This is a genomic window from Rhodococcus globerulus NBRC 14531 (assembly GCF_001894805.1).
Lineage (GTDB): Bacteria > Actinomycetota > Actinomycetes > Mycobacteriales > Mycobacteriaceae > Rhodococcus_F > Rhodococcus_F globerula.
Map to the genome: position 1 here is coordinate 92,748 of NZ_BCWX01000005.1, position 15,674 is coordinate 108,421.

16 protein-coding genes and 1 tRNA gene are annotated in these 15,674 nt (G+C 60.5%); 4 read left to right on the forward strand and 13 right to left on the reverse strand.

The window, feature by feature from the left end:
* The first annotated feature begins 83 nt into the window (after positions 1–83).
* Both RG2_RS24210 and RG2_RS24215 read left to right on the forward strand, forming a co-directional pair.
* Positions 84–1,766, forward strand: a complete 1,683-nt coding sequence (locus RG2_RS24210; RefSeq protein WP_033235115.1) for a bifunctional metallophosphatase/5'-nucleotidase — start codon at positions 84–86, stop codon at positions 1,764–1,766.
* A gap of 36 nt (positions 1,767–1,802) precedes the next feature.
* A complete protein-coding gene (locus tag RG2_RS24215) occupies positions 1,803–2,672 on the forward strand; it encodes an MYG1 family protein (protein WP_033235116.1) in 870 nt (289 codons plus the stop codon).
* A gap of 17 nt (positions 2,673–2,689) precedes the next feature.
* Here the strand turns inward: RG2_RS24215 and RG2_RS24220 are convergent, their stop codons facing one another.
* Positions 2,690–3,706, reverse strand: coding sequence for an alpha/beta hydrolase (locus tag RG2_RS24220; protein WP_033235117.1), 1,017 nt, complete (start codon positions 3,704–3,706; stop codon positions 2,690–2,692).
* Between the two features lie 359 nt (positions 3,707–4,065).
* Here RG2_RS24220 and RG2_RS24225 point away from each other — a divergent pair, with 359 nt between their 5' ends.
* Both RG2_RS24225 and RG2_RS24230 read left to right on the forward strand, forming a co-directional pair.
* The gene (locus RG2_RS24225; RefSeq protein ID WP_033235118.1) at positions 4,066–4,683 is read left to right on the forward strand and encodes a LysE family translocator; all 618 of its coding nucleotides are present in this window, start codon (positions 4,066–4,068) and stop codon (positions 4,681–4,683) included.
* 27 nt (positions 4,684–4,710) lie between these two features.
* Positions 4,711–5,115: a DUF4259 domain-containing protein gene (locus RG2_RS24230; RefSeq protein WP_033235119.1), complete on the forward strand. Its 405-nt coding sequence runs from the start codon at positions 4,711–4,713 to the stop codon at positions 5,113–5,115.
* 6 nt (positions 5,116–5,121) lie between these two features.
* Here RG2_RS24230 and RG2_RS24235 read toward each other — a convergent pair whose 3' ends face one another.
* The 12 genes from RG2_RS24235 to RG2_RS24290 form a co-directional block, all read right to left on the reverse strand.
* A complete protein-coding gene (locus tag RG2_RS24235) occupies positions 5,122–6,048 on the reverse strand; it encodes a D-isomer specific 2-hydroxyacid dehydrogenase family protein (protein ID WP_033235120.1) in 927 nt (308 codons plus the stop codon).
* Between the two features lie 89 nt (positions 6,049–6,137).
* Complete coding sequence (gene yut, locus RG2_RS24240; RefSeq protein WP_033235121.1) at positions 6,138–7,181, reverse strand: urea transporter; 1,044 nt, start codon at positions 7,179–7,181, stop codon at positions 6,138–6,140.
* 37 nt (positions 7,182–7,218) lie between these two features.
* The gene (locus RG2_RS24245; protein WP_045066392.1) at positions 7,219–8,178 is read right to left on the reverse strand and encodes an urease accessory protein UreD; all 960 of its coding nucleotides are present in this window, start codon (positions 8,176–8,178) and stop codon (positions 7,219–7,221) included.
* Positions 8,175–8,816 (reverse strand): urease accessory protein UreG, encoded by a 642-nt coding sequence (gene ureG / locus RG2_RS24250; RefSeq protein ID WP_033235122.1) that lies wholly within the window; start codon positions 8,814–8,816, stop codon positions 8,175–8,177. Before ureG ends, RG2_RS24245 begins: the two co-directional genes overlap by 4 nt.
* 10 nt (positions 8,817–8,826) lie before the next feature.
* Positions 8,827–9,540 (reverse strand): urease accessory protein UreF, encoded by a 714-nt coding sequence (locus tag RG2_RS24255; protein ID WP_033235123.1) that lies wholly within the window; start codon positions 9,538–9,540, stop codon positions 8,827–8,829.
* Positions 9,524–10,144, reverse strand: a complete 621-nt coding sequence (locus RG2_RS24260) for an urease accessory protein UreE (RefSeq protein ID WP_230590192.1) — start codon at positions 10,142–10,144, stop codon at positions 9,524–9,526. Before RG2_RS24260 ends, RG2_RS24255 begins: the two co-directional genes overlap by 17 nt.
* A 9-nt stretch (positions 10,145–10,153) precedes the next feature.
* Positions 10,154–11,872: an urease subunit alpha gene (locus RG2_RS24265; RefSeq protein ID WP_033235125.1), complete on the reverse strand. Its 1,719-nt coding sequence runs from the start codon at positions 11,870–11,872 to the stop codon at positions 10,154–10,156.
* A gap of 35 nt (positions 11,873–11,907) precedes the next feature.
* Positions 11,908–12,345, reverse strand: coding sequence for an urease subunit beta (locus RG2_RS24270; RefSeq protein ID WP_033235126.1), 438 nt, complete (start codon positions 12,343–12,345; stop codon positions 11,908–11,910).
* Between the two features lie 45 nt (positions 12,346–12,390).
* On the reverse strand, positions 12,391–12,693 hold the full coding sequence (locus RG2_RS24275) for an urease subunit gamma (RefSeq protein WP_033235127.1): 303 nt from the start codon (positions 12,691–12,693) through the stop codon (positions 12,391–12,393).
* Positions 12,694–12,751: 58 nt separating this feature from the next.
* Entirely contained in the window at positions 12,752–14,428 is a 1,677-nt protein-coding gene (gene amt / locus RG2_RS24280) for an ammonium transporter (protein ID WP_033235128.1), read from the reverse strand.
* A 544-nt stretch (positions 14,429–14,972) separates the two neighbouring features.
* Positions 14,973–15,062 (reverse strand) — tRNA-Ser (locus tag RG2_RS24285).
* Positions 15,063–15,115: 53 nt separating this feature from the next.
* Positions 15,116–15,586, reverse strand: a complete 471-nt coding sequence (locus RG2_RS24290; protein WP_033235227.1) for a MarR family winged helix-turn-helix transcriptional regulator — start codon at positions 15,584–15,586, stop codon at positions 15,116–15,118.
* Positions 15,587–15,674: the final 88 nt, after the last annotated feature.

Sequence of the window (15,674 nt, forward strand, 5' to 3'; positions counted from 1 at the left end):
TTACGCCCAGCCCTAGAATTCGTTCTCGCGGCCAGGCACACTCAGGAAGGTTCGAAACCGGTCCGGAGGAAGGAGCACGAAGTATGACGCGAGGCATCACACGCGCTTGTGCTGTGCTCGCGACTTCTCTCCTCGCAACCTCCCTGAGTGTGACTGGCGTGGCTAGCGCCCAGAGCCCCGATACCGTCTCGGTCCGGTTGCTCGCGTTCAACGATCTCCACGGCAGTCTGCTGCCACCAGAAGGCGAACGCAGCCAAATCATGCAGGCCGACGGTTCGTACACCCCCGCGGGCGGCGCCGCATACCTCGCCGCGTACGTGTCCCAGCTGCGAAACCAAGCGTCGAATTCGTTGCTCTACTCCGTGGGTGACAACTGGGGATCGTCCGCACTGGAATCGTCGATGTTCAACGACGAACCAACAGTCGAATTGCTCAACCGCATGCAGATCAATGCGTCGGCGATCGGCAATCACGAACTCGACGACGGCCTCGCGGAATTTCGTCGGATGGAATCGGGTGGGTGCTCCGCGGAGAACGCCTGCACCTTCAGTCCCACGTTCGGCGGAGCCAATTTTCCGCTGATGGCGGCCAACATGACGTATACCGACGGCACACCGGCGACGCTGCCCTTCACGGTCGACATCGTGGACGGCGTTCCCCTCGGCGTGATTGCGATTGCGGCAAGTAACACAGCTCAGATCGTGGCACCGGACGGCGTTTCGACCCTGAAATTCGGCGACGAGGTCGAAGCAATCGATCGCACCGCGGACGTTCTCGACTTCTTCGGCGTCAAAGCCATCACCGTGCTGTTGCACCGCGGCGACGAACCGGACATTGCGGGTGGGCCAAACGACTGCAACGTCACATCCGGTCCCGCTCGCGACATCGCGTTGCGAGCATCGCCGAAAGTCGACGTCATCTTTACCGCGGACAGTCATCAGCAGTACAACTGCGAATACCCCGATCCCGCCGGAAATCCCCGCGTGGTGATGCAGGGTGCGTCGCACGGTCGCATCGTCTCCGTCGCGGATGTCGTGATCGACCGCACCACTCGGGACGTCCTGCGCGATCAGACATCGTCGTTCAATCAGATAGTGACACACGATATTTCGCCGGACCCCGACACGGCAGCGCTTGCCGATCAAGCATGGAATGCGGCTGCCGAAGTGGCACAACGTCCCGTCGGGACAATCACCGCCGACCTGACTCGCGACCAGACACCCAGCGGAGAATCCGCCATCGGCAACCTGATCGCCGACGCTCAATTGGCGGCTGGCACCGCGCGGGGAGCCCAAATCGCTCTGACCAATCCGGGCGGAATCCGCGAAGACCTCGACACTGGAACAGTGACCTACCGCCAGGCCCATGCGGTGCAACCGTTCGGCAACAGCCTCGAGGTGCTGTCCATCACAGGGGCGGCATTGAAAGATGCGCTGGAACAGCAGTTCCAATTTTCGCCGGAATACTTGCCGTTCGAACGAATCCTCGCCCCGTCTGCTGGTTTCACCTACACACTCGACCGCAAGGCCCCCGCCGGGTCACGCGTCTCGGAAATGCGCCTGAACGGCGAAAACATCAACCCGGACACGGTTTATCGTGTTGCGGTCAACAAGTTCCTCGCCGAAGGCGGCGACGGGTTCACAGCCCTGCGCAGCGCCACCGAAACAACCGGCGCGGGCAACGACCTCGACGCCCTGGTTGCCCTGTTCACCTCCGGCTCACCAGTTCCGCCGCCGGCCACCGATCGCATCCGCACGGTCGGCTGAATAGGCATCAGCGAGCCGATTGCCTAGTCTCGACTGGTGATCATCGCGACCCATAACGGCAAGTTCCACGCAGACGACGTCTTCGGCGTATCGCTCCTGAAGCAGCTGTACCCCGACGCCACCGTCGTACGCACCCGTGACGAGGACGTCCTGAACAGCGCAGACATCGTGCTCGACGTCGGCGGACGCTACGAGCCGGCAGCCGGCCGTTTCGACCACCACCAGCGCGGTGCGGGCGAACGCAGCAACGGCATCCTGTACTCAGCCTTCGGGTTGCTGTGGCAGGAGTTCGGCCTGAAGTTCTGCAACGGCGACGAGTCCGTGTGCCGTCGTATCGACGGCCGCCTGGTCGAGGGCATCGACGCCGTCGACAACGGTCAGGAGATCTACACCCTCAACGAGTTCGGCACCAAGCCATTCGACCTGTCCGCGGTTCTGGATCTGTTCAATCCCATCTCGTCCACCGACGAGGAGTTCGATACACAATTCGAACTCGCGGTTGCGCTCGCAACACAGATCCTGATTCGCTTGCGCGCCAAGTACGCCGGCGACGCAGCGGCCGAGAAGGAGTTCGCGGACACGTACGCCAAAGCGTCGGATCCGCGATTTGTCGTCCTGGAACGCTTCATTCCGCACGGCCGCGCGGCGTCGGCTCAGCCGGAGCTGTTGTTCACGATCTTCCCGAACACCAACGGCGGCTGGTCGATTCAGACCGTCAAGCCGGCTGATTCGAAGTTCGGTTCACGAAAGCTGTTGCCGGAGCAGTGGCGCGGCCTCAACGGTTCGGATCTGGCGGCCGAAACCGGCGTCGACTCGTCTGTGTTCTGCCACAAGGCCGGATTCATCGCTGCCGCGCACACTCGCGACGATGCGATGAAGCTGCTGGAATTGGCTCTCGCAGAGTAGATCCTCAGCGTGGTTCTTCAGCGACGGAGTGCGGATTCCAGTATCGGCCAGGAATCGTGCAGTGCATCCTCGTAATAGGGCCACGAATGGGTTCCGCTGTCCCGGTAGGCAAACACTCCCGCGATGCCCAGACCTTCGAGCCTGCTCTCGAAGGCCTGGGTGCACGAATGGACGAGCGCTTCGAGCGGCCCACCCCGGACAATCGCCGTCGCTCCTTCCAGAGTGAGGGCTGTGTTGTGCGCTCCTGGCAATCCGCTGCTCGCAGAGCTGTAGATCGTTTTGCCACGCAACGCCTCCGCATTGCCCGACGGATTGTGATTGCGCCAATCCGGATCCCCGGCCGGCCCCCACATATTCGTGGCGTCGCCGTTCTTGCTGGCAACCGTGGCGCGCACGAAGTCCTGTGAGTACGGCGCCGTGGTGTCGAGACACCCACTGTACGAAGCCAATCCCGTGTACAAGTCCGGATTCCGAGTGATCAGGTTGCCCGCAGCCAGAGCGCCCATGGATACGCCGCCGACAACATTGGTGCCGTTCCCCGCGAATGCCTCGTCGATGAGGGGCGGTAACTCTCGCGTCAGAAACGACTCCCACTTGTTCACACCGAGGTTCGGGTCGTTGCTGCGCCAGTCGGTATAAAAACTGCCGGTACCTCCCACCGGCAGAACCACATTGACGTCCTTGTCGGCAAAGAACGCCTCGATGTCGGTGTTCTGCGTCCACGTACTTTCGGTGTATCCCGACTCCGACCCGGCACTGACCCCGTCGAGGAGATAAAACGTCGGGCGAGGGCCCGGCGCCCTCTCGGGGTGCAGAACCTGAACCTGAACTTCGCGGCGCATCGACGCGGACTCGACAAACACTGCACTGCGAGTGGGCGTCAACTGCTCGATCCGTGCGATATGAGCGATCTCTGTCTCGATGTGAGCTATCCCTGTCTCGGCGTGAGCGACAGCTGTATCGGAGTGCGCAACACCGACGAGGCCGAATGCACTTACCGAGAGAATCACTCCGAGTACCACTGACGTCCGCATAAGTGGCCACCTTCTCACATAACGCCGTGTCAGACTGTTCGGTCGTGGCTGCCGATTCGACCGAAGGATTGAGTCGATCAAAAGCCGGGTATGCGTCACTCTTGGCAAGTTCTCCACCGATGCACACACAGGTGTGGATAACTTCATTCACATCCAGCCCACGACTGTGCATAACCTGTGCACAACTACATGAATTACATCAAGGTTATTCCACCTACCTCGACTAACAGGGTTCTACACAGTGTGGATAACTTTGTCCTCAGATTCGCCGAACCGTTGCCGTTTCGGGCGTGTCCATGCAGTTCCGACCCAACGCGACATGATTTGTTCACAAGGAGGCAACTCCCCATACTGAGTCCATGATCTCCGCCCTGTTGGCCGCTGCCGCCGTTCTGGCACTCCTCACACTCGTGCCCGGACCGGACATGGCCGTCGTGACGCAGGCAGCGCTCACCGGCGGTCGATCGTCCGGATTCCGGGTAGCGGTAGGCATCATCAGCGGACTGCTCGTATGGGGCTTGCTCACCGTGCTCGGCTTGTCGGCGTTGCTGGCCGCTTCCGCGGAGGCATACACCGCCGTGAAACTCGCCGGCGCTGCCTATCTGATCTATTTGGGGGCGCGAGCGCTGTGGGGCAGCCGTTCATCCCAACTGCGCAGCGTCGACGCACCGCGTTCGCAGAAGGCCGGGACCTGGAAAACCGGTTTCACCACCAACCTTCTCAACCCCAAAATCGCGGTCTTCTACACCAGCCTGCTGCCGCAACTGGTTCCAGCGGGATGGCCGACGGGTCCGTCACTCGCACTCCTGGTGATCATCCACGCAGCGATCTCCATCGCGTGGCTCAGCGCCTACGTCGTGCTTCTCTCCCGCGCCCGTAGCACCTTCGAGAAGCCGAAAGTGCGGCAGGCACTTGAACGTGTGACCGGCACGGTTCTTCTAGGATTCGGAGCGAAGATCGCGCTGGAAGCGCGCTGAGTCGACACATCAGAGAAGAGCACAACAGTGGGCGCGTGGGGATCGGGACCGTTCGAGAACGACGGTGCGGGGGATTTGATTGCATCCATCGGGCACGGTGATTTCACCTTCGAGTCCGTGGAATGGGCGTTCGAGGACGACTACCTCGAGGTGGACGGCGGCCAGATCGCCGTTGCCTTACTCGAATTGGTGCTCATTGTGCGCGCCGATCGCAAACGGGATCCTGCCGTCGAGGAACTTGATCTCGACGCCTTTGCCGACGCCTTGACCAGCGAGCGGCTCACGTGGCTGATCGAGATGGTGGAGCGCACCATCGCGTCGACCGACTCGGAACTGTTCGAGCTCTGGGACGAGCAGGGACCGGAAGAACTTGCGGCCTGGCGGATCCCGGTTGTCGACGGTCTCGAGGATCTGCGTGTGCTGTCGGTCTGATCTAGGTCAGTAGCCCGCCGACGGATCGATCACGGCAGCGAGGTCCTCACCCGCAGCAAATCGAGCAACGTTGGCGGCCAAGTGATCTGCCAGGACGCGCGTGAGCGTCGTAGCCGGGTTGGCGACGTGCGGAGTGATGATCGCGTTGGGCAGCTTCCACAACCGGTGTCCGTCCGGCAGCGGCTCGGGATCTGTGACGTCCAGTGCCGCACCGCCGATCGATCCGGCTTCGAGGGCGTCGACCAGCGCATCCGTGTCGACGAGATTTCCGCGGGCGATGTTCACGATCCAGCTCGACTCCGACATCTGGTCCAGTTCCGCCTTGCCGATCAGATGCCGGGTCGCCGACGTCGATGGTGCAGCGATCACGAAGTGGTCTGCCTTGGACCAGATTTCACCGGTGCGATCGGCCGAGAGCGTTTCGACGGCTCCTTCGACGGGGGTCCCCGAGCGGGTGATCGCGATAACCTCGACCTTGGATGCGGCGAGGTACGGGATCAACGCGCGACCGATTCCACCGCAACCGACGATCGCCACCGTCGAGCCCTGCAGGGTACCCACTCGCGGATCGAATTCTTCTTTACGCCACGACTGTGCCGCCAATTGTTCGGGGAGAGAGCGCACTCCAGCAAGGAGGAGCATCATCGTGTGCTCGGCCACGTTGCCCGCATACGCGCCGGCAGCGGACGTCCAGACCCGCTTGTCGTCGATGACGCCGGCGTCGAACCAGGGCTCGATCCCGGCAAACGGCAACTGCACCCAGCGAACCGAGTCGGGCAGCGACGACGGGAACGTGTCCGGCCCATGCGCCCAGACGACGCCCTCGGCCTCGGCGAGTGGAACGAGCACTCCACCGGCTCGGCGAATCCCGTCGGCAAGGTGCGGATCCTCGACGGGACCGAGATGGATGCGAGGGGCGCTGGTGCCTGTCATGAGAGACGCTTTCTATTCAAGGGAAGTGGCGGTGGGGCGATCAGACGACGGCAGTCATGTCCCCATCACCGTAGAGTATCTCGCGTTCTCTAGCCGTTTGCTTTCGCGATCGAGTCCTTGCCCTCTGCGGCGCCGCCCTTGATTGTGTCGTGCTGGACGGGAACGAACTTCTTCTTCGGTAGCAGGAACAGCCACGTCGCAAACACGAACGGACCGGTACCCGCCGGCAGACTGATCGGCGCGAAGGCCGAGACCAGGGTGCCGTGAATGACTACCGTCACCAGCACCCCGAAGACCGTGTATACAAACACACGCCACGACGGGTTGTAGAACACCGACCCCAAGGCGATAGCCGTCAACACCGAGCTGAGCCCGTAGAGGCCGTTACCGATGTCGACGGTGTTTGCGCCGAGCGCAAGTACCGAACCGATCGCTACGGCGGAACCGATGAGGGCGAACACCGCCGCCCACCGGGACGCAACGAGCAAGGCGACCACGAAGATGATTCCGGTGATGGTGTTGTTGATCAGAAATATCTGGGAGACGTTGCGAAACAGTGTGTCCCAGAGGAAGCCGAACGTGATGTCGGCGTGAACCGATGAATCCCCGATGTGCTGCGGGAACTGTGCGGCACTGAGGTCCGACGTTTCGATCCGCAGGAACTGGAAGGCGGCCAGAAGGAAGAACCAGTTGACGAGGTTGAACGGAAAGGTCAGCGCCGGCACACCCCAGGTCTTGAAGACGTTGGCAACCGCAAGAAATGCGATAGTGGACGCCGCAGCACCGACAACCAGGTAAATCCACAGCATCACGCCGCCGGCAAGGAACGTGGGAAAGGCTGCGCCGACCAGGATTCCGTTGTATCCGTACAAACCGATGCGCATCGAATCGTCATCCGAATGCAGCAGCATCCCGGTAACCGTGGACACCACCAAACCCACTACCGCGCCGATCGCCACGGTGATCGTGTCGGCGGCTATCGCACCCCAGAAAATACCGATGAGAAACAGCAGTCCGGTCAGGGCATTGCCCTGAAACATCACCTGCCCGGAGCCCTTGAGGTTGGTGTCGATGAATCGCAGCACGACGTTCTTGTCCGCGATATCGTCCCAGGGTTTGGTGATGGTGGTCATCGCACATCCCTCACACTTCTTCTCCCGGCGAACCGCGTCATCCCCAGAGCGGGACGGGCGGAATAGTGGTATCCAGAACCGACTTTCGAACGAGCGCCCAGAAATCACGGACCTTGGCTTTGACCGGTTCGCTCTCGGGACCCAGGACCTTGAAGATCAACCCGGCATCGTTCGGTAGTCGGCTCGCACCCGAGAAGACCTTCCCGTCGGGTCCCGGAACAACCTGTTCCAGTATCTCGTCGGCATTCTCTTTCGGAGTGAGCAGAATGACGTTGCCGAAGACGTCGTACTCCCCCGTGATTCCCTTGTATCGCACCGGGAAACGCTGCGGTTCGATCACCAGTTTCTCGGTGAAGAGATCCGCTCCGTCCGGGCGCCGCGCCTTGATCAGGGTGGAGTACAGGTCGTAGACAAACAGCTCCGTATCGGACTGGGCGCTCCTGTGGTACTTACGGCCGGGCATCACAATTTCCGAAAATAGCAGCGTTGCAGACGGATCCACCGTGACATCGGTGCGTGCGAAGTACCTCGCATTGCGGTGCGGGATAGTCACACCCGGCATCAGTTCGAGATACGAATTCTCAGCCAAGGTCACCTTCTGCAACTGCGACGCATGATTCGCATCCATTTGATGCACCTTGGTTGCCGACTGTGTCGTGACGTGCGCCAAGGATCCGGGTTCCATGTCGATGGTCAGGAACAGCCGATCACCCTGCAGCACACTGCCGGACGTCGAGATCATGTAGACGCACGGCATTGCCGGCAACGCTTCGTCCCAGTACAGCGCTTGTTGAACAAGTAAAGGCGTCTTCCGATACATGTCCCGGAGAATCGTCTTGTCGCCGCGATCGACAAAACGCATCTCGAGCACCCCGGTCTTGCCCACCTTGCCGGCCGGGGCTTGCTTCGGCTGATCCTGGTACTGGTCGAGTTCCGGAACGGTCGGGATCGGCCCCGGGAGCGACCGCGCGGCCCCCGAGGCAGCTGGAGCGCTCACTTGGCGCTCGCTCCCACTTCCTCTTCGTCGAAGAGGACACCGTGCACGATGAGGTCCACCACTTCCTTGATTCCCTCGCCGGTCATGCAATTGGTGAAGACAAACGGCTTGTCACCGCGCATTCCCTTCGAGTCTCGATCCATGACACCCAGATCGGCCTTCACGTACGGTGCCAGATCCGTCTTGTTGATGACCAGGATGTCCGACTGCGAGATCCCGGGTCCGTTCTTACGCGGAATCTTATCTCCCGCAGCTACATCGATGACGTAGATGAAATAGTCGACGAGAGCGGGACTGAACGTCAGAGTGAGGTTGTCACCACCACTTTCGATGAACACGATATCCGTGTCCGGGAACGTGCGTTCCATGTCCTCGACCGCCGCGAGGTTCATACTGGGGTCCTCGCGAACGGCGGTATGGGGACACGCACCAGTCTCCACTCCCACGATACGTTCTTCCACGAGAACACCTTTGAGTGCCTTGCGCACATGCTTGGCATCCTCCGTGGTAACCACGTCGTTGGTGATGATCAGTACACTGGTTCCCCGCTTCACGAATTCCGGCGTAATCGCCTCGATGAGGGCAGTCTTGCCCGAACCCACAGGACCGCCGATTCCGATGCGCGTTGTCTTCTTCATGATTCTCCTTCTAGTTCATGAACATTCGGACATGTGCCTTGACGTGAACCGCTGCCAGAATGTCGATCATCGGGGAAAAGTTGGACATGTCATCAAGCCCGTACTCGCGAACGGCCGCATACTCGCCGTCGGCGGATTGATTCACCTCGAACAGAATCTCCTGCGTGGCAAGGTGATCTACCCGAACGATACGGAGCGCCGCACCGAGCAACGTCATCGCCACACCGTACTGATGAACGGTAAAGGCATCATGCTCCGGAGAACCCATCTCCGCGAAGGCAATTCCGAGACCCGCCGGATACGTGCCGGGGGTTTCTCCAGCCTCGATCGCCGATAGCCACTTGCCGAACAACGTCTCACCGGCGAGTCGGCCGCCGAGCTCCGCCAGTTTCTTACCCATCCGGGTAGTCATCGTTCGGGACTCTTCGTTGAGTTTGCGTTCGATCACGGCATGATCCGCCGCCAGAATCGCCGAGAAATTACCGCCCGACGCCCCCCGGTGGGCGGCCAGCACGGCGATACCATCGCATGTCGCACCCTGATGCGCGGCCGAGAGAACAAATTCCCGCAACGACGGAGCATCGGTGACAATTCCTTGCGCCACGGCCGATTCCAACCCGTTCGAGAACGAGAAGGAACCGACCGGGAACATCGAATCGGAAAACTGCATCATCCGCATCGCACGGTTGATGGTCAGCTGCGACCCTTCACACGAGGGGGTCATGGGTATGCCCCTCACCCTCGCGCGCTGCCGCACCGAACAGTCGGCGTGCCTCGTGCGGAGCAATGTAGGGAATGACCTCGGAGCCAGGAATGAAGGTGTACTCGATGCCCTCGAACGCATGGGTGCGCATCACCGAACCCATGACCGCCTTGTCTACCGTCAGCGGAACATAGACCTTCATTCCCTTCACCACTGCCGGCCAATGCTGGTTACCCACAGCGTGACCCAACTCGAGACACGTCTGGATCATCTTCTCCGGTGTCACGTCGAGCAATGCACTGAGGTCGATCTCGAGAACGTCCTTGAGGTTGATCCGCGCGACAACGACGGTGTTCTCCGGCTCGTCCCACAGCAGAATGTCGCCGTCCTGCAACTGAACACCGCGGTCGAGTGACACCGCCAACTCACGTCCGCCCACAGTCGTGCGTCGCAACCGGCTCTTCTGCGCTTCCCACTGATCGAGTGAAAGTACGTCGATTACTGCCTTCTCGAGTCGACCGGCCCACTCTTCGTCAGTCTCCTTCCCGAGCAGCGCGTCGACTCGAGCAGGCTTGCCTGTCGGCGCCGTCATCTCGCCGTGAGTGTGTGCGATTGTTTCAGACACAGGAGTCCCCTAACTGAAGAAGTAAAGTTGGTTCAGGCGAATGGATTCGGCCGGTTCGACGTAGGCGTGAACGCCGTCCGCCGTCACCGCGAAGGTCTCCGGATCGACCTTGATCTCCGGAGTGGCAGAGTTTCGCACGAGGTCGCGTTTGGTCACGGTGCGAGTGCCCTCGACGGCAAGAACTTGACGCTCGAGTCCTAGTCGATCCTTGATGCCGTCATCCAACGCGGCCTGGGACACAAACGACACCGAACTCTCGGGCAGGGCCTTACCGAACCCACCGAACATCGGCCGGTAGATCACCGGCTGCGGGGTCGGTAACGATGCGTTCGGATCTCCCATGGCGTGCCAACTGATCATTCCGTTCTTGATGATCATTTTAGGCTTCGCACCGAAGAAAGCGGGTTCCCAGAGAACAAGATCCGCCATTTTTCCCGGCGCGATGGAACCAATGACATGGGACAACCCGAATGTCAGGGCCGGGTTGATCGTCGTCTTCGCGACGTACCGTAGGACCCGGAAGTTGTCGTGCGTCTTGGAGTCCTCCGGCAGCTTTCCCCGGGCACGTTTCATGCAGTCGGCTGTCTGGATCGCCCGGAGCCAGTTCTCCCCGACACGGCCCATTGCCTGCGAGTCGCTCGAGAACATCGAGATGACCCCCATATCCTGCAGCACGTTCTCCGCACCGATCGTCTCCGCGCGAACGCGTGACTCGGCAAACGAAACATCGGACGGCACTTTGGGATTGAGGTTGTGACAAACCATGATCATGTCGAACAACTCGGCTTGCGTGTTGATGCCGTACGGCAACGTCGGGTTGGTCGACGCTGGAAGAACGTTGTCCTCACCGGTCACCCTCAGGATATCCGGTGCATGGCCGCCGCCGGCGCCCTCACTGTGATAGGTGTGAATGGTGCGGCCCTCGAATGCCGCAATGGTGTCTTCGACATAGCCGGCCTCGTTCAACGTATCCGTGTGTATGGCAACCTGAACATCCATCTCGTCGGCCGCACGCAGCGACGCCCGGATCGCGGCTGGTGTTGCGCCCCAGTCCTCGTGGACCTTCAATCCCGCGGCACCTGCCTTGATCTGCTCGATCAAAGACGGATAGCCGGACGAGTTGCCCTTACCCAACATGGCGATGTTGACGGGAAGACCCTCATTGGCCTTGAGCATCATCTCCATGTTCCAGATACCCGAGGTGATGGTGGTGCCGTTGGTACCGTCCGACGGCCCGATACCGCCGCCGATCAGCGTCGTCACACCACCACTGAGCGCGTGGTACGCCTGCTGAGGAGAAACGAGGTGGACGTGCGGATCAATACCAGCGGCAGTCAGAATCAGCTGCTCACCGGAGATGGCATCCGTTGCCGGTCCCGTCGTGAGTCCCGGCGTCACCCCGTCCATCGTGCTCGAGTTGCCGGCCTTGCCCCACCCGACGATTTTGCCGTCCTTGATACCGACATCGGCTTTGACGACGCCGATCGTGGCGTCGAGGATCACGACGTTGGTGATCACCAGATCGAGTGCGCCATCGCGACTACACGACGCCGGATCCTGGCCCATACCGTCGCGCAGAGTCTTGCCGCCGCCGTAGATCGACTCATCACCGATGGTTCGAAGATCTTCCTCGACCTCGATGTACAGGTCCGTGTTGCCGAGCCTGATCTGGTCACCTTTCGTGACACCGAACAGGCCCGAATACTCTTGCCGTGAAATGCTTGTCATGAGTATTGCTCTCCTTCGGCCACCGTGAACGAGGCTCAGTCGGATTGTGGTTCGGACAAGAAGCCGAGCTCATCTGCAAGAGCGACGGCACGGGGCAAGCGCGGGCGATACGCGGCGTGCGTGGGAGCCCAACCGTCCACCAAACTGTTGAATCCGTGGGCGCGCTGCTTGCCGCCGAACGGCACCAACGTCACTTCCTTCTCGTCTCCCGGTTCAAAGCGCACGGCAGTACCGGCCGGGATGTCCAGACGCCAGCCGAACGCCTTCTCGCGATCGAAGGACAATGCTCGATTGACCTCCATGAAGTGATAGTGCGATCCCACTTGAATGGGCCGGTCACCCGTATTTCGCACACGCAGCTTCAGACGCGGCCGACCTTCGTTGATCTCGATCGGTTCATCCCGCAGGACGTATCCCCCGACTGGAACCTTCTTCTCGTCGCCGGAATTCTTCTTCGATGATTTTGTTGCCATCTTCGGGTGCTCCTGAGTTGGTCTTTCGGCCTGAGTTCGTTACGGCTACTGGATGGGCGAATGCACGGTGACGAGGCGGCTACCGTCGAGGAACACCGCCTCGACCTGCACGCGCGGAATCATGTCCGCGACACCGTCCATGACGTCGTCGACGGTCAATGCGTGCGACGCGTCCGCCATGACTTCCTCGAGAGTTTTCCCCTCGCGAGCACCCTCCAATGCAGCCGCCGTGATGACAGCTACCGACTCCGGGTGATTAAGCTTGAGCCCCTTTGCTTTTCGTCGCAGAGCCACGTCAGCCAACATGAGGATCGTCAGCTTGTCGAGTTCTCTCGGTGTCAGATGCATTCCGACAACTCCTTCTCGCTCATACTCTTCACTTCCGTGTGGTCAGCTGGAAAGCTGGTCAGGTCCCGGTACCGGGTGCGCTCGACCCCGACAACGGTTCCGCGGATTGCTGCACAAATCCGCTCCTCCTTCCGAGGGAGTGCCGGTTGATTGCGTCGAGCACGGCTTTGGCGCGGTCGGACGGTACAAGAACTTCGACCCGCAATCGGTCGGTGAAGACGACGTCGTTGCGTTGGCCGCGGAACTTGAGAGAATCCGAATCACTCGCGGACACATGGGCTTCCGAAACCACGATCGACTCCGCTCCCGCAGCCAGCAATGCCTCACGCAACTTCTCCGACTCGATGGTCTGGAGGACCGCAGTGATCAGTTCATGCTTCGGCGCATCGGGATGTGGAGCAAGCTTTTCTCCGTCGGCTACGACTCCCCCGTCGAACCCGGTCGATTGCGGTGCTCCACCTGCTTCGACAAACGCCGGGTTGTAGCGGTAGGCGTCCATGCCTTGCTGACGACGGTCGATATTCACCTGGTCTTTCGGAGCCAGCTTGAGCCCGATCGTCTTCTCGATTCCCATGGCGATCAACCAGGTCACGACAAACGAGAAGGCGATGACGGTGATCAGAGCCAAAGCCTGCTCACCGAGTAGACCGAGGCCGCCACCGAACAGAAGTCCGTCGCGGCCGATCGGGTTGATCGCCTTCTCTGCAAACAAACCGAGAAGCAGCGATCCGAGGATGCCGCCGACAAAGTGGACGGCGATGACGTCGAGTGCGTCGTCGAACTTGAAAATGGACTTGAGCGCCAATCCGAAGTGGCAGATCAATCCGGCAAGCACACCAATTGCCAAGGCGGAGAACGTACTCACGAAGCCCGCGCAGGGTGTGATGGTCGCCAAACCTCCGACCGCGCCGGTGATTCCACCGATCGCCGTGGCTTTACCCTCGGTGTATCGCTCGATGACCAGCCAGACGACCATGCCGCCGGCAGCGGCAATGTGAGTGTTGATCAAGGCTTGCGCCGCAACACCATCCGCAGCCAGACCGTCGCCGGCGTTGAAACCGAACCAGCCGAACCACAAGATGCCAGCGCCGACCAGAGCCAACGGAACGGAGTGAGGAACGGCTTCCGCGTTCGGCCAGCCCGGGCGTTTGCCGACAACCAACAAGATCGCGAGTGCTGCGGCGCCCGCCGACGCGTGGACGACGATTCCGCCGGCCCAGTCCTGCGCCCCACGGAGCGCCAACCAGCCTTCAGGATTGAAGAGCCAGTGGGCGATCGGGGGATAGACGATGATCGACCACAGAACAAGGAGAACAGCCCACCCCAACGGCTTGAGACGGTTTGCCGTGGCACCGGTGATCAAAGCAGGCGTGATGATCGCGAACATCATCTGATAGGCGACAAACGCCAAGGTCGGGACTGCAACAGCCCCCTCGATCAAGTGGAATCCCGGCGCGGCTGCGGTGTGAATGTCCTGCAAGCCGAAGAGTTTCAAGTCGCCGAGGAAGCCGGATCCCCAGTCGCCGCTGAACGCAAAGCTGTAGCCGAAGACAACCCAGGTGATGGACACCAAGCCGAGCGGAACCAGGTTCTGCTGCAACATCACCAGCGCGTTACTGCCGCGCACCAATCCAGCGTAGAAGAACGCGAGACCTGGAACCATAAAGAGGACAAGCCCTGCGGAAATGAGCACCCAGGCCGTGTCACCACTATTTATAACGGGTTCGGCGAGCATCGGTAAAACCACCTCCGAGTAATAAGACCGTAATAGGTCTCGATTTTTCTCGTTACGCGTACGAACGACGGTGCGCGGTTAACACCGACAGCGAATATCCAACCGAAGGCGCCGGTGCCATGGTTGCACATTTCGTACCGAATGGTGGGGTTGCTCTGCTCTGCCAACTTAGGGAGAGTTCCTGAATTCGGAGTCGAAACAGTAACGGACAGAACTTATTTCATTTTTTCGGTCACCGAACAATAACAATAGTCAGTCAGCACAGTTACGGCGCGACACCGCATCGCGGCGCTTCTCTAATATGCTTTCGATTGCAAAACATCGAAGTGGAAATAAAAGTTGCCCAAGTCCACGTCAATACCTATCCGAATGGTCAGGTAATTACGCGAATTAGTGGCCTAACTGTTCAGTTGAACATCCACAAATCCGCGATTCATTCTTGAATATCCCCGCAAGGTTGCGTACTGCAACAAATAGATTGAACCGTGTCTCTGCAGCTGGCGACAAAAAAGTCCCCCACCTGCGCAAGCAGGTGAGGGACTGTTGGCGGAAGCGGAGGGATTTGAACCCCCGGTGGGTTTAACGCCACGCTCGCTTTCAAGGCGAGTGCATTCGGCCGCTCTGCCACGCTTCCGTGGGCGATACTATCCGGTGCACTCGCGAACTGTGAAAACGGCTCCCCGTTACTCAGCGATCGCCGATGGCCGCGTCAACCTTCGAGAAGACGTCTGCCAGCACTTCCAGTTCATTGGGCGTCAACAAATCCACGAGATTTTTGCGCACGCCGGCGACGTGGGTGGGTGCGGCAGCAGCGAGGCGTCGTCGGCCCTCGTCGGTGATCTGCGCAAGCACGCCACGCCCGTCCTCGGCGCAGGTAGTGCGCTCGACTATGCCCTGAGACTCCATGCGACGGATCTGGTGCGTGAGGCGGCTACGAGAGGACAGGACACCGTCTGCCAAGTCACTCATCCGAGTTGAACCGTCCGGGGCTTCCGACAACATCACGAGGATGCGGTAATCCGCCAACGAGAGATCATGCGAATCCTGCAGCTCCCGGTTCAAGACCTCCATGAGCCGCTGATTGCCGTCCATGTAGCCGCGCCAGGCACGCATCTCGGCAGGCGTCAGCCACGGAGTCTCTTGCTGCGCGGGCAGCATTTCCTGCTGCGAAGGCAGCATTTCCTGCTGCGAAGGCGACGTTTCCGCCGGTACGCTGGACGGCTCCCGGAGTACGGGTGCCTCGTCG

What these genes read in the sequence shown, in the direction of transcription:
- RG2_RS24210 (WP_033235115.1), top strand. Translation starts at nt 84, where the DNA reads ATGACGCGAGGCATCACACGCGCTTGTGCTGTGCTCGCGACTTCTCTC.
- RG2_RS24220 (WP_033235117.1), bottom strand. Translation starts at nt 3,706, where the DNA reads ATGCGGACGTCAGTGGTACTCGGAGTGATTCTCTCGGTAAGTGCATTC.
- RG2_RS24225 (WP_033235118.1), top strand. Translation starts at nt 4,066, where the DNA reads ATGATCTCCGCCCTGTTGGCCGCTGCCGCCGTTCTGGCACTCCTCACA.
- RG2_RS24235 (WP_033235120.1), bottom strand. Translation starts at nt 6,048, where the DNA reads ATGACAGGCACCAGCGCCCCTCGCATCCATCTCGGTCCCGTCGAGGAT.
- yut (WP_033235121.1), bottom strand. Translation starts at nt 7,181, where the DNA reads ATGACCACCATCACCAAACCCTGGGACGATATCGCGGACAAGAACGTC.
- ureG (WP_033235122.1), bottom strand. Translation starts at nt 8,816, where the DNA reads ATGAAGAAGACAACGCGCATCGGAATCGGCGGTCCTGTGGGTTCGGGC.
- RG2_RS24255 (WP_033235123.1), bottom strand. Translation starts at nt 9,540, where the DNA reads ATGACCCCCTCGTGTGAAGGGTCGCAGCTGACCATCAACCGTGCGATG.
- RG2_RS24265 (WP_033235125.1), bottom strand. Translation starts at nt 11,872, where the DNA reads ATGACAAGCATTTCACGGCAAGAGTATTCGGGCCTGTTCGGTGTCACG.
- RG2_RS24270 (WP_033235126.1), bottom strand. Translation starts at nt 12,345, where the DNA reads ATGGCAACAAAATCATCGAAGAAGAATTCCGGCGACGAGAAGAAGGTT.
- RG2_RS24275 (WP_033235127.1), bottom strand. Translation starts at nt 12,693, where the DNA reads ATGCATCTGACACCGAGAGAACTCGACAAGCTGACGATCCTCATGTTG.
- amt (WP_033235128.1), bottom strand. Translation starts at nt 14,428, where the DNA reads ATGCTCGCCGAACCCGTTATAAATAGTGGTGACACGGCCTGGGTGCTC.
- RG2_RS24290 (WP_033235227.1), bottom strand. Translation starts at nt 15,586, where the DNA reads ATGCTGCCCGCGCAGCAAGAGACTCCGTGGCTGACGCCTGCCGAGATG.